Annotated in this window: 14 protein-coding genes; 10 read left to right on the forward strand and 4 right to left on the reverse strand. The window is 70.6% G+C overall.

Translation table 11 applies throughout. The features are described from left to right. Positions 1 to 92 precede the first annotated feature (92 nt). Positions 93 to 2,987 (reverse strand): helix-turn-helix transcriptional regulator, encoded by a 2,895-nt coding sequence (locus tag BXA11_RS45455; RefSeq protein ID WP_076438208.1) that lies wholly within the window; start codon positions 2,985 to 2,987, stop codon positions 93 to 95. Positions 2,988 to 3,197: 210 nt separating this feature from the next. Between BXA11_RS45455 and BXA11_RS45460 the strand changes: the two genes are divergently transcribed. The 3 genes from BXA11_RS45460 (at position 3,198) to BXA11_RS24530 (ending at position 13,026) form a co-directional block, all read left to right on the forward strand. Beyond that, entirely contained in the window at positions 3,198 to 6,929 is a 3,732-nt protein-coding gene (locus tag BXA11_RS45460; RefSeq protein WP_159454837.1) for a S8 family serine peptidase, read from the forward strand. A 270-nt stretch (positions 6,930 to 7,199) separates the two neighbouring features. After that, the gene (locus BXA11_RS24525; protein ID WP_083744551.1) at positions 7,200 to 8,294 is read left to right on the forward strand and encodes a HupE/UreJ family protein; all 1,095 of its coding nucleotides are present in this window, start codon (positions 7,200 to 7,202) and stop codon (positions 8,292 to 8,294) included. A gap of 31 nt (positions 8,295 to 8,325) precedes the next feature. Continuing rightward, on the forward strand, positions 8,326 to 13,026 hold the full coding sequence (locus BXA11_RS24530) for an outer membrane protein assembly factor BamB family protein (RefSeq protein WP_076438212.1): 4,701 nt from the start codon (positions 8,326 to 8,328) through the stop codon (positions 13,024 to 13,026). 203 nt (positions 13,027 to 13,229) lie between these two features. Here the strand turns inward: BXA11_RS24530 and BXA11_RS24535 are convergent, their stop codons facing one another. Beyond that, positions 13,230 to 13,736: a hypothetical protein gene (locus BXA11_RS24535; RefSeq protein ID WP_076438214.1), complete on the reverse strand. Its 507-nt coding sequence runs from the start codon at positions 13,734 to 13,736 to the stop codon at positions 13,230 to 13,232. A gap of 196 nt (positions 13,737 to 13,932) precedes the next feature. Then, positions 13,933 to 14,706, reverse strand: a complete 774-nt coding sequence (locus BXA11_RS24540) for a hypothetical protein (protein ID WP_143734493.1) — start codon at positions 14,704 to 14,706, stop codon at positions 13,933 to 13,935. 602 nt (positions 14,707 to 15,308) lie between these two features. Here BXA11_RS24540 and BXA11_RS24545 point away from each other — a divergent pair. Both BXA11_RS24545 and BXA11_RS24550 read left to right on the forward strand, forming a co-directional pair. Then, positions 15,309 to 16,571 (forward strand): MFS transporter, encoded by a 1,263-nt coding sequence (locus tag BXA11_RS24545; protein WP_076438217.1) that lies wholly within the window; start codon positions 15,309 to 15,311, stop codon positions 16,569 to 16,571. A 187-nt stretch (positions 16,572 to 16,758) separates the two neighbouring features. Continuing rightward, complete coding sequence (locus tag BXA11_RS24550) at positions 16,759 to 17,643, forward strand: glycosyltransferase family 2 protein (RefSeq protein WP_076438218.1); 885 nt, start codon at positions 16,759 to 16,761, stop codon at positions 17,641 to 17,643. A 122-nt stretch (positions 17,644 to 17,765) separates the two neighbouring features. Here BXA11_RS24550 and BXA11_RS24555 read toward each other — a convergent pair whose 3' ends face one another. After that, complete coding sequence (locus BXA11_RS24555; RefSeq protein WP_083744553.1) at positions 17,766 to 19,496, reverse strand: RICIN domain-containing protein; 1,731 nt, start codon at positions 19,494 to 19,496, stop codon at positions 17,766 to 17,768. An 808-nt stretch (positions 19,497 to 20,304) separates the two neighbouring features. Between BXA11_RS24555 and BXA11_RS24560 the strand changes: the two genes are divergently transcribed. From BXA11_RS24560 to BXA11_RS24580, 5 genes are all read left to right on the forward strand, one after another. Further along, positions 20,305 to 20,610 carry a hypothetical protein gene (locus BXA11_RS24560; protein WP_143734494.1) on the forward strand — a complete coding sequence of 102 codons (306 nt, stop codon included), beginning with the start codon at positions 20,305 to 20,307 and terminating at the stop codon, positions 20,608 to 20,610. A 26-nt stretch (positions 20,611 to 20,636) separates the two neighbouring features. Then, the gene (locus BXA11_RS24565; protein WP_076438220.1) at positions 20,637 to 21,374 is read left to right on the forward strand and encodes a DUF899 domain-containing protein; all 738 of its coding nucleotides are present in this window, start codon (positions 20,637 to 20,639) and stop codon (positions 21,372 to 21,374) included. 76 nt (positions 21,375 to 21,450) lie between these two features. Next, positions 21,451 to 21,639: a hypothetical protein gene (locus tag BXA11_RS24570; RefSeq protein WP_076438221.1), complete on the forward strand. Its 189-nt coding sequence runs from the start codon at positions 21,451 to 21,453 to the stop codon at positions 21,637 to 21,639. 11 nt (positions 21,640 to 21,650) lie between these two features. Continuing rightward, on the forward strand, positions 21,651 to 22,652 hold the full coding sequence (locus tag BXA11_RS24575; RefSeq protein WP_239105127.1) for a sigma-70 family RNA polymerase sigma factor: 1,002 nt from the start codon (positions 21,651 to 21,653) through the stop codon (positions 22,650 to 22,652). Positions 22,653 to 23,163: 511 nt separating this feature from the next. Next, on the forward strand, positions 23,164 to 23,813 hold a 650-nt coding region (locus tag BXA11_RS24580; protein WP_167769273.1), incomplete at its 3' end, for a glycoside hydrolase family 11 protein.

The following is a 23,813-nucleotide window of genomic DNA, read 5'->3' on the forward strand; positions in this document are numbered from 1 at the left end:
CAGCATAGTGGACGTAATAGTCCAAGCTACTCGGGCGCCAGCTCCTCGCGGAGATGTGCGGCCGGCTTGACCTACCCCTCGTATCGAGGTGACTAAGCCTCCGCCGAGCCGGTCGGCTCGGCAGGGAGCGCCGCCCGCCCCCGCAGCTCCTTGCGCGACAGCAGCCCGAGCTTGCGCAGCGCGCTGGAGACGTGGCTCTCCACGGTGCGCCTGGACAGGAACAGCTCGGTGGCGATCTCCTGGTTCGTCTTCCCCCGCGCGGCCAGCGCCACCACCTCGCGCTCCCGGGACGACAACGTCTGCCCATGGGACGGCCGCCCACCGCGCCACGGATAGGGAATGGGCACCCCGTTCTGCCGCATCAGCCGGCACACCCGCGCGATGTCCCGGTCCGCGCCCATCTCGCCGTACAGGCGCAGCGCGCCCTCCAGCAGCCGCCCGCCGTCGGCCGCCCCGCGCTCGCAGCGCCACCGGCCCAGGCGCTCGGCGGCGAGCGCCTCCTCGTAGCGCAGCCCGGCCTCACGCAGGGTGGTACGCGCCGCGTCCAGCAGCCGGTCGGCCTCCAGCGCATCCAGGGCCCGTGCCAGGACGGCCCGCGCGCTCAGCAGCGCCGCCTGCGCGATCGGCGCGTCGGCGCCCGAGATCCCCACACCCAGCTCGTCCACCAGCCCGGCCGCCTGGTCTGCTTCGCCGAGCGCGTCCAGGGCGTTCACCAGGCACAGCACGCTCTCCGCCCCCCACACCCAGTTCCCCTTGCTCCGTACGTGGGCCAGCGCGGCGGTGGCGTGCTCGACCGCTCCGGCGGCGTCGTCCAAGGTCAGCAGCAGCCGGGACAACGTCACCCGGGCGGGGATGAGCGGCCAGACGGCCCCGACCCGCTCCGCCACCGCGATCACGTCACCCAGCCGGGCGGTCGCGTCCTCGGCCGGGCCGGTCGCGGCGAGAAGCGTGGCGTGCAGCAGCCGCCGGTCCAGGGACGCGGCCCCCACCTTGGCCCCTTGGCCCGCCAACCGGGAGGCGCGCTCCTCCAGGCCCGCCCACCGCCCGGCGGCCAGGTCGACGGCGGCCGTCACCAGCTCGGTGATCTCCGCCAGCCGGAGATACTCGGCCTGGTCGGCCACCTGGCGTCCCTCGGCGAGCAGGGCCTCGGCCAACTCCAGCCGGCCCACGTGCAAGGCGCCCTGCGCCCAGTTGAGGCAGGCGCGGGCGTGCTCCCGCGGCGCGGCCCTGAGCTCGTCGTCGTGCAGCAGCCCGGCGATCAGCCGCGTGCTGGCGGGGTCGCCCTGTTCCAGCAGGAGTGAGGCCCTGGCGATGCGCACCGCGACGCGGACGTCGCGTTCGCCGCTGCGGCGGGCCGCCTTCTCGGCCTGGTCGCAGCGTGCGGCGTGCTCGCTGACGTGCCGGTCCACGACGGTCTCCGGCGCGGCGAGCACCGCCAGCGCCCGTCCCAGGAGCGCGGGCCGCTCGGCCAGGTCCTCCAGAGCGCCCTCGATCTGGAGGTGGCCGGCCCGCGTCTCGCCCTGCTGCCGCAGCAGGCGGCCGAGCGCGAAACGCAGCTCGCCGCGCAGGTGGGCGGGGAGGGGCTCGGTGGCCAGCAGGCGTTCGAGCACCGGCAGGGCCTCCGCGTGCGCCAGCCCGTCCACCGCCGCCCGGCCGAGCTTGACGGCCAGCCGCACGCGTACCTCACGGGACAACTCGCCGATCTCCAGCGCCTGGAGCAGGAACCGTGCCGCGGTGGCGTCGTCACCGTGGGAGGAGGCGGTGTCGGCGGCGGCCTCCGCGTTGGCCACGAACTCGGCCGCGCGCCCCGCGTGCCGGTAGTGGTGGGCGAGCCGGGCCACCGGCTTGGGCCCGGCGCCGGACGCAGCGCCGGTTTCGAGTGCCTGCGCGGTCTGGAGATGAAGCCATCGGCGGCCGGACACGGGGACGGACTCGTACACGATCTGCCGCGCCAGCGCGTGGCGGAAGCGGCACCGGCCGCCCTCCTCGTGCAGCAGCCCCACCGCCTGGGCCTGCGCCAGCGCCCTGGCGACGGCCGGCGGCCCGCTGCCCGCGACCTCCGCGAGCACGCGCTCGTCCGGCGTCATGCCGACGACGGCGGCGGCCCCGAGGATCTCCCGCGCCGGGTCGTCGAGCGCGGACAGCCGCTGCAGGACGACGTCGCGCAGCACGGTCGGCACGGCGAGGTCGGCCAGGACGTCGGGGCGGCCGGGGATCTGGCCCGCGGGCAGCCGTTCCAGCAGCGTGCGCAGCACCTCCTCCACGATGAAAGGGATGCCGCCGGTCTTCTCGTAGAGGGGTTCGGCGAACGCCGGAGGAAGATCGGTTCTGACTATGCTCCGCGCGAGCTCCTCGACCTCGGGCAGGGTGAGCGGGGCCAGGCTGATCGTGCGGGCCGGTCCCGACGGGGCCCGGGCGAGGGCTTCGCGGATCGGCAGTAAGCCCGACCCGGTGCGTACGGTGAGGATCACCGTCAGGCCGGGTGGCATGTGAGCGGCCAGGAACGCGAGGAAGTCGTGCGTGCCGCCGTCGGCCCAGTGCACATCCTCCAGGACGAGCACCAGCGGGCTGAGGTGGTCGAGCAGCGCGACGGCGGCGCGGAACACCCGGTGCCGCTCGGCCCGCTGGTCGGGCAGAGGCGGTAGCGGCGGCGGCAGGAGCTCGGCGATCTCGGGCAGCAGCGGCGCCAGCGCTCCGACGACGGGGTTGGGCGGTCGCGACCGGGCCAGCTCGGCCCCCGCCCGGCGGAACGCGTCGAGCAGCGGCGACAACGGCAGCGGTTCCTGGAGCTGTTCGCATTGGCCCACGAGCCGGCGGGTCGCGGCCAGGCCGGGTGCCGCGAAGAGTTCGGCGACCAGGCGGCTCTTGCCGATGCCCGCCTCGCCCTCGACCAGGGCGAGCGAGGGCCGTGCGTCGATGACCCCGCGCAGAAGGGCCAGCTCGGCGTGCCGGCCGACGAGCGTGTCGGACAGGGCGCCCGACGGCATGCGGCCACCCCCTACCTGCACCAACCGGCACGAACAGGGTACCAAGAGTGGGTAAAGTACCGTCCAAAAATCCGTATACAGTACGGATGCCTCGTCTCGTGCCCCTTTCTAGCCTCAGCGATCGTCCGTGCGATGCGCGGAGAGGCATGAAGGGCAACAATGCATCCCACAACCCCCATAGTCCCCAGAAGGCTGGCAGCGGCCGCAGCGTTGACCGCACTGGCGGTGAGCGGCCTCGCCTGGCCTGGATCGGCCTCCGCGGCGACCGGCGCCGAGGAGCAGAAGACCTACATCGTGCAGATGCTTTCCGACCCCGTCGCGACGTACGAGGGCGACGTGGCCGGGCTGACCAGGACCAAGCCGGAGCGGGGCAAGAAGCTTCAGCCCAGGTCCGCCGCGGTGACGAGGTACGTCGACCATCTCAAGGGCCGCCACGACGCCGCGCTGAAGAAGGCCGGCGGCAAGAAGATCTACGACTACGTCTATTCCTTCGGCGGGTTCGCCGCCAAGATGACCGCCGCGCAGGCGGCGAAGATGCGCGCGCTGGCCGATGTGGTGACGGTCACCGAGGACAAGAAGGTCACGGTACAGACCTCCTCGACGCCGTCGTTCCTCGGCCTCGACGCCCGCGGCGGCCTGTGGGACCGGCTCGGCGGTCCCAGCGGCAGGAAGGGCGGCGCCGGTGAGGACCTTGTCATCGGCGTGATCGACAGCGGCATCTGGGCGGACAACCCGAGCTTCGCCAACCCCGATCCGGACGGCCACGCGTACGGTCCGGTCAGCGGCTACACCGGCACGTGCGACCAGAGCAGCCCGGACGACTCCTGGGACGCCTCGCTGTGCGACGGAAAGATCGTCGGCGCCCGGCACTTCGACGAGGGCTGGGGTGGCGACCAGGGCATGAAGGAGTTCATGCCCTGGGAGTTCGCCTCGCCGCGTGACTACAACGGCCACGGCACCCACACCTCCTCGACCGCCGCGGGCAACCACGACGTGCAGGTGACCGGCCCCGCCGCCGGGTACGGCAAGATCAGCGGCATCGCGCCGCGCGCCAGGATCGCCATGTACAAGGCGCTGTGGTCCACCCAGGCCGCGGACACGGCCAGCGGCTACAACTCCGACCTGGTCGCCGCCATCGACCAGGCGGTGGCCGACGGCGTCGACGTCATCAACTACTCCGTCTCCGGGACGAGCACCGACTTCCTCGACCCGGCCGAGCTCTCCTTCCTGGCCGCCGCCGACGCGGGCATCTTCGTCTCCGCCGCCGGAGGCAACAGCGGCCCGGCCGCGAACACGGTGGCGCACCCCTCCCCGTGGCTCACCACGGTCGCCGCCGGCACACACAACCGGACGACGCAGGGGAAGGTGACACTGGGCGACGGCACCTCCTACACCGGGCCGTCCGCGGCTCCCGCGAAGGCGGGTCCGGCGCCGCTCGTCGACGCCGCGACGGCGGGCCTGCCCGGAGCCGACCCCACCGAGGCGGCGCAGTGCTGGGCCGCCCGCGACAACGGCGGCACGGCGGTGCTCGACCCGGCCAAGATCAAGGGCAAGATCGTGGTCTGCGACCGCGGCGTGACGGCACGGGTCAGCAAGAGCGTCGCGGTGTCGGAGGCCGGCGGCCTGGGCGTCATCCTGACCAACGTCGACGACGATTCGCTGTACACCGACCTGACCCCCGTGCCCACAGTGCAGCTGCGGGTGAAGGACCGGCAGGCCGTCAAGGACTACGCGGCCACCGACGGCGCCACCGCCACCGTCGAGCAGGCGACGGTCGACACCGGCGCCCCGGCTCCGTACGTCGCGGACTTCTCCTCGCGCGGCCCCCTCAGCGCCGGCGGCGGCGACGTGCTCAAGCCCGACGTGATCGCCCCCGGCCAGGACATCCTCGCCGCGTTCTCCCCGGCCGGCTCGGGGGGTCTCGACTTCAACCTGTCCAGCGGCACGTCGATGGCCGCCCCGCACATCGCCGGCCTCGCCGCGCTGCTGAAGGACCTGCACCCCGACTGGTCGCCGATGGCCGTCAAGTCGGCCCTCATGACCAGCGGCACCGACGTCAAGGACGGCCCTGCCGACGATCCCTCGGTGATCTTCGGTGCGGGCGCCGGCCACGCCGCCCCGAACAACGCCGCCGACCCCGGCCTTGTCTACGACAGCGGCACCGACGACTGGATCGCGTTCCTCTGCGGCGAGACCAGGGGCGTCACCAAGGACGCCTGCGACGAGCTGAAGAACAAGGGCTACTCGTTCGACCCCAACGACCTGAACACCCCCTCGATCGCGATCGGCCGGCTGACCGGCACGCAGACCGTGACCCGCAAGGTGACCAACGTCGGCCGCTCGACCGCCACGTACACCGCTTCCGTCACCGGCCTGGACGGGATCGAGGCCGAGGTGACGCCGGACACGCTCAAGCTCAAGGCGGGCGAGACCAAGTCGTTCACGGTCACGTTCAGCCGCACCACCGCCGCGATGAACGCCTACGCCGGCGGCCACCTCACCTGGAAGGAGAAGGAGAAGCACACCGTACGCATCCCGCTGGTGGTCCGGCCGGCGCAGGAGACCTGGGCGGCCTCGTACGGCGTCGCGGGCGACGCCGGCTCCGGCGAGTACGTCACGCTCGACCCCAAGGGTGAGCGGGTCTACGTGACCGGCCTCAGCCAGGCGGCCACGTTCGGCCAGAACAGCACGTCCATGGTCACCGTCGCCTACGACGCGGTCACCGGCGCCGAGCTGTGGAGCAAGACCTACGCAGGCCCGGCGAAGGTGTACGACGAGCCGTACGGCCTGGAGATCAGCCCCGACGGCTCCAAGCTCTTCGTCGTCGGCACCAGCCAGGGCGCCGGCATCGGCCTGGACGCCGTCACGATCGCGTACGACAGTGCGTCCGGTGAGCAGCTGTGGGAGACCCGGCACGCCACTCAGGGCTCCTCCGGCGACTACGCCAAGGGGGCCGCGGTCGCGCCCGACGGCAAGACCGTCTACGTCAGCGGCATGACCTCGTTCGGCGAGGCCGACAAGAACGACTACTTCACGGCCGCGTACGACACCGCCACCGGCAAGCAGTCCTGGTTCGTGCAGTACGACGGCCCGGGCTCCAGCACCGATGACGGCCGGGAGGTCGCGGTTACCCCTGACGGGTCCACGGTCGTCGTCACCGGCCAGAGCGCCGGCCCCGAGGGCACCGGCCTGACCGACTGGGGCACCGTCGCGTACGACGCCGCCACCGGCAAGCAGCGCTGGGCCGCCGACCTCGACGGGGAGGACAACGGCCTGGACATCCCCTCCGCCCTGGCGGTCACCGAGGACGGCAAGGCCGTCGTCGTCACCGGCGTCACCAGCAACCCCGGAACGCAGACCGACTACACCACCGTCTCCTACGACGTCGCCACGGGTAGGAAGCTCTGGGCCGACACCTACGACGGTCCCGCCCACGAGAGCGACACCCCGCACGACATCACCGTCGCGCCCGGCGGCAAGCTGTACGTCACCGGCAACACCACCGGCGAAGGCTCCGGGTCCGACTACACCACCATCGCCTACGACCCGGCCACCGGCGCACGCTCCTGGGCGCGGAGCTTCGACGGCACGGCCAAGAACGAGGACTACGCCTACGGCGTCCGGACGACGCCGGACGGCAGCAAGGTCGTCGTCACCGGCCAGAGCAGCGTGAACAGCGAAACGGAGCTGGGCACGGCCGTGACCACGGACTACGTGACCATCGCCTACGACGCGGGCACCGGCGAGCCGATCTGGACGGGCCGCTACGACGGAAACGTCGCGGCCGGGGACGGCGCCCGCGGCCTGGCCGTGGACGCCACATCCGGCAACGGGGTCCGCATCTTCGTGACGGGCACCAGCGCGACCGGCGGCACCCCGCCGGACGCCGCCGACGTGGACATGGTCACGGTCGCCTACTTCGAACCGTGGAAACAGTCCTGACCCTTCTGCCCTGACCCTTCAGCAGCACCGCGCCCCCGGCCTCCGCAAGGAGCCGGGGGCGTTCCCATTCCCACCCTTGTCCGCCCCGGCTTCGGGCGTCCGGAAACCGGCTTCCGGCCGGTGGATGACCGGCGGCGGAAGGGTCGGTGAATTGGGCCGTCGCGGGTTGCCGGGTAAGGAGTGATCACTGCAGGGTTGGCGGTGATCGCCCCCCTACGACGGAAGTGCTGTTCTGTGCGTCTCCTGGCGTTCCTTGCCGCTTTTGTCCCAATGCTCCTCATCGCCCCTCCGGCGCAGGCGCACGTCCGTGCGACGTCGGTCGCGGTCGACCTGCGTAGCCAGGGCGACGGCGTCGGTGCCGTCGTCGACGTGGAGTACGACGTCCTCGCCCGGCTGCTGGGTCTCGACGGCGCCCTCGCCTTGGACGCGGCCGGCGTGGACGGCGCGGCCCCCGAGGTGCCGACCGAGGTGCGGCGCGGCTCGCTGGACGCGCACGCCGGCGACGTCGCGGCGTACGTCGGCGGGCGGCTGCGGCTGAGCCGCGGCTTGGTGGGGTGCACCCCTGAGGACGACGCCCGCGTCGAACTCGCCGCCTCCGGCGCGGTGCGGGTCGCCCTCGCCTACGGCTGCCCGGCGTCCGGCGCGCTCACCGTGCGCAGCGACATCTTCCGCGCCTCCGACGGCGTGGTCGACGACACCAAGACGTTGGTGGCCTACGACATCGACGGTCACCGCGGTTCGACACTGCTCGACACCGCCCGCACCAGCGTCACGGTCGGGCACACCGACCTGCTCAGCGAGATCCCGCGATTCGTCCGGCTCGGGGCGGAGCACCTCCTCTCGGGGCTCGACCACCTGCTGTTCCTGCTGGCGCTGCTGCTGGGCGCGAGGCGGCTGCGCGACGTGATCGAGGTCTCCACCGCCTTCACGGTCGCCCACTCGGTGACCCTGGTGCTGGCCGCGGCCGGGTGGGTCAGCGTGCCCGGCTGGATCGTCGAGCCGCTCATCGCGCTGTCGATCGCGTTCGTCGCGCTCGACAACCTGCTCGCGCCGAAGACGAGCCACCGCCTGCCCGTGGTCTTCGGCTTCGGGCTGCTGCACGGGCTCGGCTTCGCGGGCGCGCTCACCGTCGACGGGCCGCTGTCGGCCTCGACGCTGGCCGACCTCGTCTCCTTCAACGTCGGCATCGAACTGGTCCAGCTGACGATCATCGCGCTCGCCTTCCCGGCGCTGCTGTTCCTGCGCAGGGCCGCGACCACGCCGGTCGCCGCTCGCGCCCTCATGCTCGGCACCGTCGCGGCGACCGTCGTGGTCGCCGGTGCCGGTCTGGTCTGGTTCGTGGAACGCTCCCCGTTCCTGGCCTGACACCCACCTCCCTCATTTTCGAAGGAACCCGATGTCCGCGTTCACCTGGACACGCGCGCGCCTGCGCGTCGTCCTGTACATCACCACGCTGGGGCTCGCCGCCAGTGTCGTGGCGGGGCCGCTCGCGTCGTACGCGGCGGCCGCCATCGACCCGCCGGAGGCCACCGTCAGCGGCGTCGTGTATGCCGACGTCAACGGCGACGGCCGGCGCGACCCCGGCGAGGCCGGCCTGGCCGGCGTGCGCGTCTCCGACGGCGAGGTCGCCACCACGACCGCCGCCGACGGCTCCTACTCTCTGACGATCTCCACCGACCGTCGCAAGACGGACATCGTGTGGGTCTCCCAGCCGCGGGGCTACCGGTTCGGCCTGGACGAGTACAAGGAGCCGAGATTCTGGGCCAACCTCGGTCAGCTCGCCGACGACGCCACGCCGACGGCAGACTTCGCGCTCGTCCGTGACGACGTCTCGGACGGCGACACCTTCTCCTGGGCCAACATCGCCGACCCGCACGTCAACGCGCAGCTGCCCGACCAGATCCGCGAGATCAACTCCACGGGCACCGACCTTCGCTTCATCGCGGTCAGCGGCGACCTCACCAACGACGCCAGCCAGGGGCAGTTCGACACGTATCGTCGCGGCATCCAGCAGTCGGCCGTCGGCGTGTGGCCGGCCGTCGGCAACCACGAGTACGCGAGCGGCTCGGCGTACGCAGACAAGATCGACAACTTTCGCAAGAACGTCGGTCCGGAGTGGTACTCGTTCAACTACGGCAACCGGCACTTCGTGGTGCTGGAGAACAACGGCTCGGCGCCGTTCGACGAGGAGTTGAACTGGCTCAAGGACGACCTCGCCGCGAGCGTTCCGCTCGACGACGACCCGAGAAACGACATCGAGCTCGTCGTCCTCACCCACCAGCCGATGAACGTGCCGTTCGGATCGCCGTCGGAGTACGACGCCTTCGGTGACGTGCTCGAGAAGTACAAGGCGCAGCTGATCCTGGTCGGCCACGAGCACTCCAACCACGTCGAGAACAACTCGGCGTTCGCCTCGACCGCCAAGCACATCCAGACGGTGTCGAGCTCGTACACGATCGACAACGCGCCCCGTGGTTTCCGCTACATCCACATGGCGGGTCCGGGCTTCGACAACCCGTTCCGGATGTACGGCGAGAACGAGCACCTCACCATCGTCAGCCCCGCGCCCGGCTCCGAGGCGCCGGCGGTGAAGTTTCCGGGCGTCCAGATCAACGCGTACGACACCGGCGACGAGGTCGTCTCGGCGAGCTACCGGCTCGACGGCGACGCGAAGTGGTCGCCGCTGCACCACACCGGTGAGTTCACCTGGCAGGCCGATCTTCCCGCCAACCGGCAGAAGGCCGGTGCGCACCGCATCGACGTGCAGGTGGTCGACGCGGCCGGCAAGACCTGGACCAAGTCGGCGGACTTCACCCTCACCCACGGCCCGGGCCTCAAGCCGGTCGCCGGAGGCGACTGGGACCAGCACCACGGCGACGTGGCGCACTCCGGCGTCGCGCCGGCGCAGGAGGCCGGCCGCCTCCTGGCCTGGAGCTTCCGCACCGAGGGCACCTTCCTCACCGGGTCGCCGGTCATCCACGGCGGCGTCGTCTACGCGGGCACCCGCGACGAGAACGGCGACGGCAACAGCCGGATCCACGCCGTCCAGCTGAAGGACGGCAAGGAGCTGTGGAACTTCCAGGTGCCGCAGTCGATCCACGGCAGCCTCGCCTACGGTGACGGCCTGATCTTCGCGCCGACCCTCGGCTCGGAGCTGTACGCCGTGGACGCGAAGAGCGGCAAGCTGCGCTGGAAGGCCGTGCCCGAGCAGGCGCCGGCCCCGAACAACCAGCGCACCTACGGCTACTACTCGCCGGCCGTCTCCGGCCACACCGTGCTCTGGCCGTACCAGACCCGCTTCGGCATCGGCAGCCAGGGCGTCCTCAAGGCGCTCGACACCAAGACCGGGCGGCAGATCTGGGCCTCGCCGATGTCCGGCAACCAGATGAGCGACGGCACCCCCGCCGTGATGGACGGCACCGTGTATGTCGGCAACCAGACCGCCGACCGCGTGCTCGCCTACGACCTGGCCACCGGCGCCCGCAAGTGGACCGGAGCCGAGTCGCTCGGCAACTGGCAGGACGGCGTGCCGACCGCGGCCGAGGGCAAGGTCTTCATCGGCGCCGACAACGGCATCGTCGCGCGTGACGCCGGGACCGGCGCGACGCTGTGGACCTACCGGAGCCCGCGTTCCTCGCTCGTCTCGAGCAACTCGACCCCGAGCGCCGCGGCCGTCAAGGACGGCGTCGTCTACATGGGCTTCCCGAGCGGCGCCGTCGTCGCCCTCGACGCCCAGACCGGCAACGTCTTCTGGGAGCGGGTGCTGCCCGGCGACATCTACCACGGTGGCGTCATGTCCAGCCCGGTCGTGGCCGGCGACACGCTCTTCGTCGGCGCCAACAACGGCAGGTTCTACGCCCTGGCCACCGACACCGGTCAGATCCTGTGGAGCCACGAGATCGGCACCTGGGTGGGGGCCGGCCCGGCCGTCAGCGGCAACACCGTCGTGGCGGGCGCCTGGGACGGCAACCTCTACGCCTACGTGCCGGGCGGCCAGTCCGCGCAGCGCTGGGCGACCCTGACCGGCACGGTCAGCGACCCGGAGACAGGCGCTCCGATCGCCGGTGCGAAGGTCACCGCCGTCGCGGCCGGTCAGGACACCGCCGTGACCAGCACCGACGCCCAGGGCCACTACCGGATCGGCCTGCCGGCGTCCACCTGGACCGTCACGGCGGCCAAGCGCGGCCTGATCGCCGACGAGCGCTCGGCGGCCGAGGTCAAGGTCGGCGCCACCGGCAAGGCGACGGCCGACCTGAGGCTGATCAAGGTGAACCACCCGGTCGCCGGGACGTCGACGTACGCCCCGGACTACGGCAACGGCAGCACGCGCACCGACGTCGTCACGGGCAAGGAGTACTACTACCTGGCCAATGACAAGATCCGGGCGTCCGTGACGCCGTACGCCGGGGGCAACAACGGCGCCGGCGGTCTGGGCCTGGGCGCGCTGTCGGACCTCATGCTCAACGACGCCAACGGCGCCGAGACCCTCGACTGGGGCGAGATGCTGCTGCGTCCGAGCCTCACGCCGCCCGACTCGTGGGACCGGCCGGACGACCAGCTCGACCTGCCCGACCTCGCGGTCGACGGCGCCGCCGTGGTCGGCAACGGTCAGTACCGGGCCAACCCGGCGATCAAGGCCCAGGTCCGCTATGAGACCCTGCCCGACGCTCCGATCGTGAAGATGACGGTCAAGCTGACCAACACCGGCACGACGGGCTACCAGGGCTACTTCAACTACATGATCGACCCCGACAGCTCGGTCGACAACGGCCGGATCCCCGGGTTCGGCGGCGTCAACCCCGGTCTGAAGACCTCGGGGTGGACCGGGAACTACGTCTACGTCGGCGCCGACACGGCCACCACGAACGGCCAGGCCGCCCATGGTCTCGCGTGGGCGCTGGACACCCCGGCCGCGGTCGGTGCGTACGGCTACGTCGAGGGTCTCTACTACGACGCCACGATGGCGCCCGGTGCCACCAAGCAGTTCAGCTTCTACCACCTGGCCGACTACGCGACCGCGGGTGGCGACCCCACCGGAAACATCGCGAAGTGGGTCGGCGAGATCGACCTGCACGACGCGGCCGTGCCGGACGCCGCTCGTGCGGCCGGCACGATCACCGCGGGCGGCGCCGCCGTCGGCGGAGCCCGGGTCACCCTCGAGCAGGCCGGTACGGTGGTCGCCGCCACGAGCACCGACGCCCAGGGCAAGTACCTCGTCAAGGCCCCGGCCGGTCGGTACGACGTCCGGGTGTCCAAGCTGGGCTACCAGACGGCCGCCGGCACGGTCACCGTGCCGGCGGCGGGCAGCGGCGTCGCCGACGTCGCGCTGAGCCCGGTCACGGTCGAGGCGGGCTACGGCAAGCAGATCGGCTCGGGGCTGGTCGAGGCGGGCTACGGCGACGTCATGCTCGAGAACGACAAGCTCTCGATGGCGATCGCCGACGCCTACAACGACTCGCAGCTCTCCGGGGGCACCCGCGGGAAGCCGGTCGACGTCGCCGTCCGCGGCATGGCCGACCAGTTCGACTGGATCAACCTGCCCTACGTCTCGGCGACCCAGCCGACCGGCAACAACGCGTGGGACATCCGATCGGTGGCGGCGACCGATGTCAAGATCGTCCAGGCGACCGGCGACAAGGCCGTGGTGAAGGTGTCGGGGCCGGTCACCGGCTTCACGGGTCTGACGGCGACGACGACGTACACGCTGAAGCCGGGCGACGACTTCGCCACCGTCTCGACGGAGCTGAGCAACTCCGGTTCGGCTCCGCTCAACCTGTGGACCGGTGACGCGATGGACCACGACGCGGCCGGTCAGGCCAGTGTCATCCCGGGCGCCGGCATCGTGGCACCCGGCACGACGGCGGTGTACGCCCCGGCCAAGCCGTACATCGGCATGACCGGGACCGACCCGCAGGTCTTCGGGCTCGTCTACGGCACGCCGGTCGGCGCCTTCGACGTCTACGCCGCGGGCAACTGGGTGATGAGCCGGTTCAACGTCGACGTTCCGGCGGGCGGCTCCTACACCCTTACCCGCAAGCTCGTCGTCACCCCGGGCACCGACGCGGTGAGCATCCTCGACGGCGTCCCCGCGCCGTAACGCACATCCACCCATCAGGCAGGGCCGGCCCGGACTCCGACGGGCCGGCCCCCGTGCGCCGAGCCGCCCGAACAGTGGCGGCGGGTCGCATCAGGCGGACCGCGCCATCACGACTACACGACTACACGTGCTGCACCTCGTCGATCCTGCGGGCGCCGCTGCCCCGCCTGGGCAGGTGGGCTTCCGGCGAGGTCGGCCGTCGCTCAGGGACGCCAGGCGTCCTGGTAGTCGGCGTGCCAGTTGTACGCCGATGCTTCCAGCCTCAGCAGAAGCTCCGCCTGAGCGTGCTCCTCGATCGCCAGGTAGAGCTCGTCGACGAGCACGGACTCCAGGAGATTCACGCGGTCCCGCTTGGCGCCCAGGTCCCGCTCCGCCTTGTGCGTGTCGGGCTCCCCGGCGTCCACGGCCCTGCGTGCCTGGTCCAGCCCCTCGGCGATGCGGGCACGCAGGAACGCGATCAATCCCTCGAACACGGCTTCCGCCTGGTGGGCACGGGCCCGGCGCGCGCCGGCCACGATCTCGCGGTAGCGGACGGTGAGAGCGGGCTCGTCCGTGCTCGTGAGTTCCAGGCGGGGGAACCGCCGCAGGAATGCTCCGCCGTCGGGCGGCTCTTCGTCGCCGACGCCGAGAGCGTCTCCGAGGAGCTCCGCCGCGAGCAGAGGCCGGTTGCGAACCAGCTCCAGGAGCGTCCCCCCGTTGATCGTCGTCATGGCCAGGAGGCTACAGCGAGTAGTCGCACACCCGCCAAGCACGGCTGACGTGGGCTGAGGTGGTTTCCTTCTCTCCGGTGGAAGCTCTCTTCAACCGAGTGGGTCTTCACCACACGATCACGTCTCCGGCCTGGTCATGCGCTCCTCGTCGAGGACGGTGAGGGGCACGGCGACGGCCGACGGCCACGCCCCGGTGTCAGGTGCCGTCGACGCGCGCGCCCGCGATTCCCGGGACCACCGGACTCGTGGTGCCCTCGAGCGTGGTCATCAGGTACCTGGCCGTCTGGTGGTACGCCGGTGCCGAATTCGTGTCGGCGCGCCAGGTCACGTAGAGGCCGTCCGTCGAGAGTTCGGTGCGGCCGGGGTTGGCGAAGGTGGTGGCGAATGCGTAAAGGTCCTGCTCGCGGGCCATCGTGACGTTCAGGTCCTTCCAGCCCCCGATCCCGCCGGGATACTCGTGGGTGTACATGACCGTCGCGTTGGGTGCGATGGTGCCCAGCCATTCCGCGCATGTGTCCTGCTGCCTCATCGCTCTCCTGGTGCACGGGGCGAGTTCGACGTACACGCGGGTCACCGCGATGACGCCGGTGCGGAGGATGTCGTACGCCATGCCGATGGCGTTGCGCTCGGCGTGGACCTTGCCCTCCTCCAGAGACTCGCTCTGGCTCCATCCGGCGGCGTTGGCGACCTCCAGCCGGTCTCCCTGTCTTCTGAGGACCTCCACGACGGCGAAACACGAGCCGTTGCCCCATGTCGATCGTCCGCTTGCCACCTTGCCGCGCTGGAAAGCCACCTGCGTGGCGCGGTTGCGGGCGCACTGCGCGGCCAGGTCGGTGATGCCGTGCGTGTTGACCCAGTCGAGCCAGTGCTTGAACACCTCCTCCGCCGTGGGGTCGCCCTTCGGCGGCGGCGGCATCGGGTTGGTCCCTCCGGCGAAGCGAGATGTCACCGCCACAGTGCACATTCCCATGAATCGTCTCCCTGTCGGGGGCCGGGTTGCCGCAGGAACCGCAACATACGTCGGCCGCACGCGGGGAACAATGAGCCGGCGATTCGATGGCCGGACCTGGACACACGGCCGCGGTCCCGCGGGAGGACGATGTTTCGCAAAGCGTGGCTTTTCGGGTGTCGCCCGGCAGGATGCGGTCCCGTCCGATGGCGTCGGGGATGCCGACCCTTAACGGCCCGCGGGACCCGCCGGCGCGTTCGGCGATCTGCGACATCGTCAGCGAGACCAGCCCGCGCCTGGTTGTCTGCCCCAAGGCGGAGTACAACCGGTATGGCTACGCCAACGTCACGCAGAAGGGCGGATGCACGCTGAGAGCGCGCCATGGAATACGCACAAATTCCTCTGTGCACATTCCCCGAAGAGCCGCGCGAGTTCGGCAAGGAACTCGACGCCGTGATCGCACTTGATCGCACGATGGGCCGGACGCCCCGGCGGCCCAAGCCATCCCTCCCCCCAGGGACACCGCCATGCCCGACGTCAGCAGGCCACGACGACGATTACCCCGGCCCTTTCCTCTTCTTCCATGGCGTTCCGAACGGCAGCGGGCTGATCGGTCGACGGGGGTGTTGCGCTCACCGGGCTTCGGCCGTTATCTCACCGGGTTCGGCATGTCGCTGGTGGGCGATCAGATCTGGTTCATCGCCTTGGGCTGGGCGGCGGCCCGCATGGGGGACCCGCGGCAGACAGCACTGATCATGACAGCCGCGTCCGTTCCCCGAGCGGTGCTGATCCTGCTCGGAGGGACGGTCGCCGACCGCTACGGGCCTCTGCGCGTGACCCTGGCGAGCCAGACGCTACGCGCCACCCTCATGCTCACCTTCGCCGTCGCGGTGGTGACGACGTCGACACCGCACCTCTGGTTGCTGATCGGGGTGGCACTGCTGTTCGGCGCCCTGGACGCCGCTCACATGCCCGCCGCCGCGGCGCTGCCACCCTCGTTGCTGCAGCCGCACCAACTGCCCGCCGGTCAGGGACTCGTCCAGACCCTGGAACGAACGGCCACGGTGCTCGGGGCTCCGCTCGGGGGGATTCTCGTCGCCACCGGCGGCCCTGGCCTGGCCGCCGCCGCCAACGCCGCGCTGTTCACCGCCGCGCTGCTGTCGTTGCGCTCCCTGCGGTTCCCCGTACGACCGCAGGCGGGTGAGCCGGTCAACCCCCACGGACCGGAGAACCTGTTCGCCTCCCTGTGGACCGGACTGCGCTACGTCGCCACCACACCCGTCCTCGGCCCGATCCTGCTGGTCGTCACCACCCTGAATCTCGTCGTCGCCGCGCCCCTCAACGTCGGCGTGGCGCTGCTGGCCGGAAACCGTGGGTGGAACGCGACCGGCTTCAGCCTCGTCATCAGCGGGTTCGGCATCGGAGCCGTCGCCGGTGCTCTACTTCAAGTGGCTCTTCCGTCACCCCGCAAACCCGCCGTCGCGGGACTGCGCTGGGTCGCCGCAGGCGCCGCCTGCATCGCGCTCCTGCCGTTCGTGCCCGGCCTTCCGCTCACGGCCGTCACCGCCGCCGCACTCGGGTTCACCGCAGGACCCGCGAGCGCACTGCTCCTCGGAGTCGTCCAGGCCAACACCGACCATGCCTATCTGGGGCGCGTCATGGCACTGGTCAGTTTCTCGGCCCTGGGGCTGGTGCCCGTCTCCTACACCGTCTTCGGTGTCATGGTCGAGCACTTCGACCTGCAGGCGGCGTTCGGCGCCTGCGCGATCGCCGAGGTCGTCGCCGTCGGCGCAGCCCTCTGCACCCGATCAATCCGCACGACCACCACACCTCGGACAGTTCCCCGGAAGGACCCCGCCACGGCGGATCGTGACCGCCCTGCATGAGGTGGGGAACGGCGGGACGCATCAGGAGGCCGAGCGGCCTCGTCTCCCTTGTATTCGGCCCGAAGGCGCAGATGGCGACCACTAGGGTTGGGCGGGTTAACGCGACGGGAACGGCGCATGACGCATTCCACGCTCGTCCTCGTCGACGACACGGCCAGCGCCACACCCATCCGGGAGGCACGACACGATGACCAGCGCCGAGGCCACCGTCGACGTGGTGGTGCTCACCATGAACGACCGGCCCGAGCCGTTCCGGCGGGCGATGGTCTCCCTCCTCGCTCAGCAAGAGGTCGATCTTCGGGTGGTCGTCGTCGGCAACGGCGTGGAGCCCGACGACGTGCCGGACGGGGTCGATGCGGTGGCCCTTCCCGTCAACGAGGGCATCCCCGCTGGGCGGAACGTCGGCGCCGACGCCTTCGCCGGGCCGGACGCCGGCGAGTTCGTCTTCTTCCTCGACAACGATGCCGTCCTGCCCACGCCGGACACCCTCGCCCGGCTCGTCGCCGTAGCCCGCCGCCACCCTGCGGCCGCCTACATCCAGCCGCGCATCGCCGACCCCGACACCGGTGTGACGCTGCGCCGATGGGTGCCCCGCCTGCGGGCCGGCACCGCCACCCGGCCCGGCACCATCACCGTCATGGCCGAGGGCGTCGTCCTGATCCGCCGCGCCGACTACGAGCAGGCCGGTGGCTGGCCGGGACATTTCTTCCTCTTCCACGAGGGCATCGACCTGTGCTGGCGGCTGTGGGACCTCGGACGCACCGGCTACTACGCGCCGGACGTTGTCATCCACCATCCCGCCACCGACCCCGCCAGGCACGCCTCCTTCTACCGTCTCGTCGCCCGCAACAGGGTGTGGCTCGCCTACCGGCGGCTGCCCGCCCCGCTCATCCCCGTCTACCTGGCCGTCTGGACGGTGGTCAGCATCGCCAGGATCCGTTCCCGGGCGAACCTCGCCGTCTGGTTCCGGGGGCTGCGCGAGGGACTGAAGGGCGGGCACGGGCAGCGCCGCCCCATGTCCTGGACCACCGTGGCACGGCTCACCCTCGCGGGCCGTCCCCCGATCGTCTGACCGGCGGGCCGGCCCGGACCTCACACGATTCGAAGGGCCGTTCCCGCCGGGCAGGGTGCTGCCAGGTGCAGAGTGCTCCCCGTCGACCGGGTTCGGCCGACGGGGATGAATTCGGCCGGGAACTAACGGGCCGTGAGGGTCCAGAGGTGGTCGGCGGTGCCGTTGTCCTCCCACTGGAGGACCTGGGCGCCGGAGGACGTGCTCATGCCGTTGACGCCGAGCAGCAGATTGCTGTTGTAGTTGCGGATCTTGTAGTGGCCGCTCCCGTCCGGGATGAACGACCACAGGTGGTCGGAGGTGCCGTTGTCGCCCCAGATCAGGGCCGTCCCGCCGTTGCTGGTGCTCATGTTGGTGATGCCGAGCAGCAGCCCGCTCGCCCTGTTGACGATCTTGTAGAGGCCGGAGCCGCTGTCGACGAGGGTCCAGGTCTGGGTGGTGCTGGACGAGGGAGTGGCCTGGTCGACCAGGGTGCCCTGGTTGGTGCCGGAGTTCTGCGTGTCCAGGGCGAGGCCGCTGTTCACGTTCTTGATCTGGTAGGTCCCGGCCAGCGAGGTTCCGGGGTTGCCGCCGCCGCTGCCCGGAGTGACGACCACGTGGTATCCGTAGGTGGCGTTCATCGCCGGGATGGGCACGGTGACGGAGCCGTTGTTCACGGTGTAGTCGGACTCGGCCAGCGTGCTGGGCCCGGAGACGGCCACGGTACGCCCGCGCGAGGGGGTGTACTCGACCTTCACATGGACGGTCCCGCCGAAGGAGCCGAGCCCGTTGATCGCGACGGCGCTGTCGCCGGAGCCGCCTCCGAGGATGACGCTGAGCTGGTTGCCCGCGCTGTTCATCGCCGCGGCGCCGTCGATGCCGGTCTGCGCGGGCGGGGTCGTCGTCACCATGTTGCCGCTCATGTCGGCGTACCACTTGTAGAGCCAGTACGCGCCGTTGGGCGAGCCGCCCCGGCCGGTGAGCAGGTCGCCGAGCGTGCCCGACTGGTTCCAGAACGCCAGTTCGGCGTCGTGGACGCCCAGCCGCTCGAACTTGGCGATGTAACCGACCAGGGCGCCGGGGATGCCGACCTCGGACGGGGCGGCGTACTCCTCGATGGCGATCGGACGCGGGCTGATGCCGTACTTCTTCTCGAGGTTGACGACCGTCGCGATGTCACCGGCGATCTTCGAAGACCTGATCAGCTCGTGCCAGGCGATGATGTCCGGAACGGTGTTGGTCGCGACCGCGTTCCTCAGGAAGTTGTCCATGTCGCTGATGTTGTCCGAGAAGCTCGGCCCCTGGATCGGGGTCGTCGGGTCCTTGGCCCGCACCTCGCGGTAGGTCCTGGTCCAGAAGTCCTCGTACGTGCCGTTGGACGAGTTCCAGGTGTTGTCCGACTCGTTCCACAGCTCGTAGGCGGCCAGGTTGGTGATGCCGGACGCCTTGGTCTGCGCGATCTGCTGGTCGACCAGGCTGAACCAGTTGCTCCAGCTGAACTGGTACGGCCAGCCCGCGTAGACATCGGACAGCCGGTTCACGACCTTCGCACCGGCCCTGGCCGCCTTCGGGGCGACGGTCAGGATGTCACCGGTCGGCTGCTGCTTGCCGCCCTGAGGCTTCTGGACGAAGGTGTTCGGCTTGATGGCCTGGGCGAGGTTGTCCGCCGGCGTCGACGCGTCCGCCAGGCCGTACAGCGAGCCGCTGGCCACATGCGTCACCGGACGGAAGGGCTGGTTGGCGTTGACCACCAGGGTGGTCGAGGCACTCGCGGCGGCGTGGGCGGGAGCGGCGGCGAGGGTCGCGCCGGCCGCGGTGAGGGCGAGCGAGGTGAGCAGGGCGGCGGCCTGCCCGGCTCTGGGTTTGGTCGTCTTCACTGCGTCTCTCCTGGGGAGTGGTCGGGGGGTGTCCGCGGAGTGGACCGCGAGGGGTGCCGGCCGGCGACGAGGATGGCTCGACGCCCGCCGGCGGGGGCCGCGTCCACGAGCACTGGCCGGGTAGCTATGGCCGCGGCCCTCGACCGCCCCGGTCAGGGGAGGCGGTAAGACTCGCGGGACATGGGATTCCCAGGTCGGTGCCTGTGCAGCGGTCACGATGACGTGGCGCGCACAACTCTGGCTGGGCAACTGTGCGCAAAGGTTTTCCGAGCCGGAAACGTACGATGAACTCGTCTGGCCGTCAAGGCTGTTAGCCCGATGAGTTTTCTCCCGAACACGATTGCCCAAGTAGGAAAGCTGCGGACCATGGCCGCAGTAGAAACGGAGAGCAAAGGATTGCGTGGGTCGGAGCCGGATCGTACGATCATGAAGGCGAGGGCGACGCTGGGCGACGGCGCCGCACTGGCCGGTGTCAGTACGGGAATCCTGTCGAAGGCTCTCAGCGGAACCGGACGTAGGCCTCCCGAGACGCGCCGGCGGGTCCTCGACGCCGTCCAGAGCCTCGATTCCGGCCCCGACCGACACCATGACGGTCGCCGCTCACCAGGATCGACGGCAGTCTGACCGAGATCGGTCGCGTCGCCGCCCTGCGCCTGCATTTCTCCGCGAATGGGAACGGCCGGCGGATCGCCATCATTCGCGTCCGCCCGATGAATTTCCTCGCAACGGCGCCTCTGTACCTGTAGACGGCCGAAGAACGGTGCGGCCGCTTCCGATGTGACTTGAGGCGGATAGGAGTGCCGACCAGATGAGCGAGATAGTCGTGGTGCGTTACGAGACACGCGCCGACGCGGCGGGGGAGAACCAGCGGCTGGTGGAGCGCGTGTTCCGCGAGCTGAACGAGACGGCCCCGGAGGGGCTGCGCTACGGGGCGTTCCGCCTGGCCGACGGCGTCGGCTTCGTGCACGTCGCCCTGATCGAGGGGGACGACAACCCGCTCCGGCGGTCGGCGACGTTCGCCGAGTTCCAGCACGGCGCGGCCGGTCGCATGGCCGTCCCGCCGGTCAGTGCCGGCGCCACGCTGGTCGGCTCCTACCGCCTGTTCCGGTCATGACCCGTACGAAGCAGAAGGAGAAGAGGATGACCCTCCCACGGACGGCGTCACGAGACGAGTGGCTGGCGGCGCGCCTGAAGCTACTGGAGCAGGAGAAGGACGCCATGCGGGCGCAGGACGCCGTCACCGCGCGGCGTCAGGAGCTGCCGATGGTCAGGATGGACAAGGAGTACATCTTCGAAGGCCCGGCCGGCATGGCCCGCCTGGTCGACCTTTTCGAGGGCCGCCGTCAGCTCCTCCTGTACCACTTCATGTGGAACGAGGACTGGGAGGACGGCTGCCCGAGCTGCTCGTTCGCGGTCGACAACGTGGGCCGACTGGAGCACCTGCACGCCAGTGACACGACATTCGCGCTCGTCTCCCGCGTACCCCTGGCCAAGATCGAAAGGTGGAAGGCGCGGATGGGCTGGGCCATCCCGTGGTACTCCTCGGCCGGGAGCGACTTCAACTACGACTTCCACGTCACCAACGACGAGGCCGTCGCGCCGGTGGAGTACAACTACAAGGACAAGGCGACCCTGGAGCGGGAGGGCCTGGGGTACGCGGTACACGGTGACGCCCAGGGCATCAGCGTCTTCGTTCGCGACGAGGACAGCGTCTTCCACACCTACTCGACGTACGGCCGGGGCGCGGAGGTCATGCTGAGCACCTACCACTACCTCGACCTGACCCCCCTGGGCCGGCGGCGCCACATCAGCGAGTTCCCTTACCACGACACGTACGACGGCGGGGCGGACCATTCCCACCACGCCCACCATCACTGAACAGACGCCGACGGCATCTCGGGTGACGCCTCGCCAGGGGGCGTCACCCGTCCGTCTCGAACACGGGAGTCCTGGAATGATCGAGTCCCTCACACTCAGGTGGATGCTCGTCCTCGTGCTCGTGGGCACGGCGGCGTGGTTCCTGATCCGTGGAGTGCGACCCGGCTCAGGTGGGGCGGCGCCGGGCGCCGCGGAAAGGATCTCCCATGTGGCGCACGCTCTCATGGCTGCGGCGATGGCCACGATGTTCTGGCCGATGGGATGAGTGATCGGACGATGACGCGGACGGCGCCCACGGTGACCGGCACGCCCGACGAGGAGTTCGTCCGGCGGAGCGAGCCGTTCCGGCGCGAGCTGCTGGCATACTGCTACCGCATGCTCGGGTCGATCCACGACGCCGAGGACGTGCTCCAGGAGATCTACCTGCAGGCATGGCGCGGCTACGCCCGCTTCGAAGGGCGCTCCTCGATGCGCACCTGGCTGTACCGGATCGCGACCCGGGCGTGTCTCAAGGCGCTGGAGGGCAACGGCCGGCGCCCGCTGCCGTCCGGCCTGGGTGGCCCGAGCGATCACCCGGACGAGCCGCCGCGCCCCGGGGCGGCGGAGGTGCCGTGGCTGCAGCCCGCCCCCGACGCGCTGTTCGGCGCGGCCCCGGCCGATCCGGCCGCCGTCGTCGAGGCGAGGCAGACCATGCGGCTCGGGTTCATCGCGGCGTTGCAGCACCTGTCCGGCCGGCAGCGGGCGGTGCTGATCCTGCGCGACGTGCTGGCCTGGCGGGCAAGCGAGGTCGCCGGCCTGCTCGGCACCACGACCGCCGCGGTCAACAGTGCTTTGCAGCGCGCCCGGGCCCAGCTGAGCCAGATCGCCCCCACCCAGGACGGGATCGCGGAACCGGCCGACCCGGCCCGTCGGGCGCTGCTCGACCGGTACGCCGCCGCGTTCGAGACAGCCGACGTCGGCGTGTTGGCGGGGGTGCTGACCGACGACGCGGTCTGGGAGATGCCGCCGATCCCCACGTGGTTTGCGGGGAGGGAGACGGTCCTCCGGTTCCTCGCGGCCAGGATCCTGGCCGCGGGGGAGCAGCGGATGATCCCGACGAGCGTGAACGGGCAGCCGGCGTTCGGGTCCTACTCTCGCGACGGCGACGGCGTGTACCGCGCGCACGCCCTTCAGGTCCTCACCCTCACCGCCGCCGGTGTCGCCCGGGTCGTCGCTTTCCTCGACGCCGGCCTGTTCGGGCCGTGCGGACTGCCGTTGGCCCTCGACGCCACCGCATAGAGTCTCCATGGAGGGCATGATCCCTAGAAAACTATCGTTACAGTGGTGAAAGTATCGGGCTCCTATCGTTCGGAGTGGTCAACGGCCTCCGGAAACATCGGAGATCTCGCGAGGCGCGAAGCTTTTATATCAAGGGCATGTCGGCGGTCTCCGCGGGTCATGCCCGGCGGATTTCACGTAACTTTCATCGCCTCCGCAGGCGCCCGCCGCACCGGCGATCGCCCCTGACCAGGACCGATCCGTCGAAACGACGCTCTGGCCGGAAGCGGCTTTACGCGCCTCGTTGACAGCTCCGCAGGTTCAGCCCGACACTTTCGCCGTCTGTCCGATAATTTCGCCCGCACGAAGGGCCTCGACCACTGTCGATCCGGATCGAAAACCGCGACATGGTCCTCAGGCCGGCGGCCGCGACGACCGGCCAACCTCCGCCGCGGCGCGCGGTGGCCGTCACCACGGCCGCCGGCATCACGTAGTCCGGCCGCCGTCGGCCCGTTGAGGAGGAAGCGCGTACATGAATCACCTTCCCGTCCGGATGAGAAGCCGCGGGCGCGGCGGTGTGCGGCTGTTCATAGCCCGGGTCTGCGCCGTGGCGCTGGCCGCGGCCGTGGCGCTGCTGCCCGGCGTCGCCCACGCCGCCGTCACCACGAACCAGACCGGCACCAACAACGGATACTTCTACTCGTTCTGGACCGACAGCCAGGGCACGGTCTCCATGGACCTGGGGTCCGGCGGAAACTACAGCACCTCCTGGCGCAACACCGGCAACTTCGTCGCCGGCAAGGGCTGGAACCCCGGCGCGCGCCGGACCGTGACCTACTCGGGCAGCTTCAACCCCTCGGGCAACGCCTACCTGGCGCTGTACGGGTGGACGCGGAGCCCGCTGGTGGAGTACTACATCGTCGAGAACTGGGGCACCTACCGGCCCACGGGCACCTTCAAGGGCACCGTGACCTCCGACGGCGGCACCTACGACATCTACCAGACGACGCGTTACAACGCGCCTTCCATCGACGGCAACCAGACCTTCAACCAGTACTGGAGCGTCCGTCAGCAGAAGAGGACCGGCGGCACCATCACCGTCGGCAACCACTTCGACGCCTGGGCCCGCGCCGGCATGTCCCTGGGCAACCACGACTACCAGATCCTGGCGACCGAGGGCTA

It is taken from the genome of Microbispora rosea (assembly GCF_900156315.1).
In the GTDB taxonomy this organism is placed as follows: Bacteria; Actinomycetota; Actinomycetes; order Streptosporangiales; family Streptosporangiaceae; genus Microbispora; species Microbispora rosea.

Excerpts from the sequence above, each read along its gene's own strand:
- BXA11_RS45455 (WP_076438208.1), bottom strand. The coding sequence starts at position 2,987 with ATGCCGTCGGGCGCCCTGTCCGACACGCTCGTCGGCCGGCACGCCGAG.
- BXA11_RS24525 (WP_083744551.1), top strand. The coding sequence starts at position 7,200 with ATGCTCCTCATCGCCCCTCCGGCGCAGGCGCACGTCCGTGCGACGTCG.
- BXA11_RS24530 (WP_076438212.1), top strand. The coding sequence starts at position 8,326 with ATGTCCGCGTTCACCTGGACACGCGCGCGCCTGCGCGTCGTCCTGTAC.
- BXA11_RS24535 (WP_076438214.1), bottom strand. The coding sequence starts at position 13,736 with ATGACGACGATCAACGGGGGGACGCTCCTGGAGCTGGTTCGCAACCGG.
- BXA11_RS24540 (WP_143734493.1), bottom strand. The coding sequence starts at position 14,706 with ATGGGAATGTGCACTGTGGCGGTGACATCTCGCTTCGCCGGAGGGACC.
- BXA11_RS24550 (WP_076438218.1), top strand. The coding sequence starts at position 16,759 with ATGACCAGCGCCGAGGCCACCGTCGACGTGGTGGTGCTCACCATGAAC.
- BXA11_RS24560 (WP_143734494.1), top strand. The coding sequence starts at position 20,305 with ATGAGCGAGATAGTCGTGGTGCGTTACGAGACACGCGCCGACGCGGCG.
- BXA11_RS24565 (WP_076438220.1), top strand. The coding sequence starts at position 20,637 with ATGACCCTCCCACGGACGGCGTCACGAGACGAGTGGCTGGCGGCGCGC.
- BXA11_RS24570 (WP_076438221.1), top strand. The coding sequence starts at position 21,451 with ATGATCGAGTCCCTCACACTCAGGTGGATGCTCGTCCTCGTGCTCGTG.
- BXA11_RS24575 (WP_239105127.1), top strand. The coding sequence starts at position 21,651 with ATGACGCGGACGGCGCCCACGGTGACCGGCACGCCCGACGAGGAGTTC.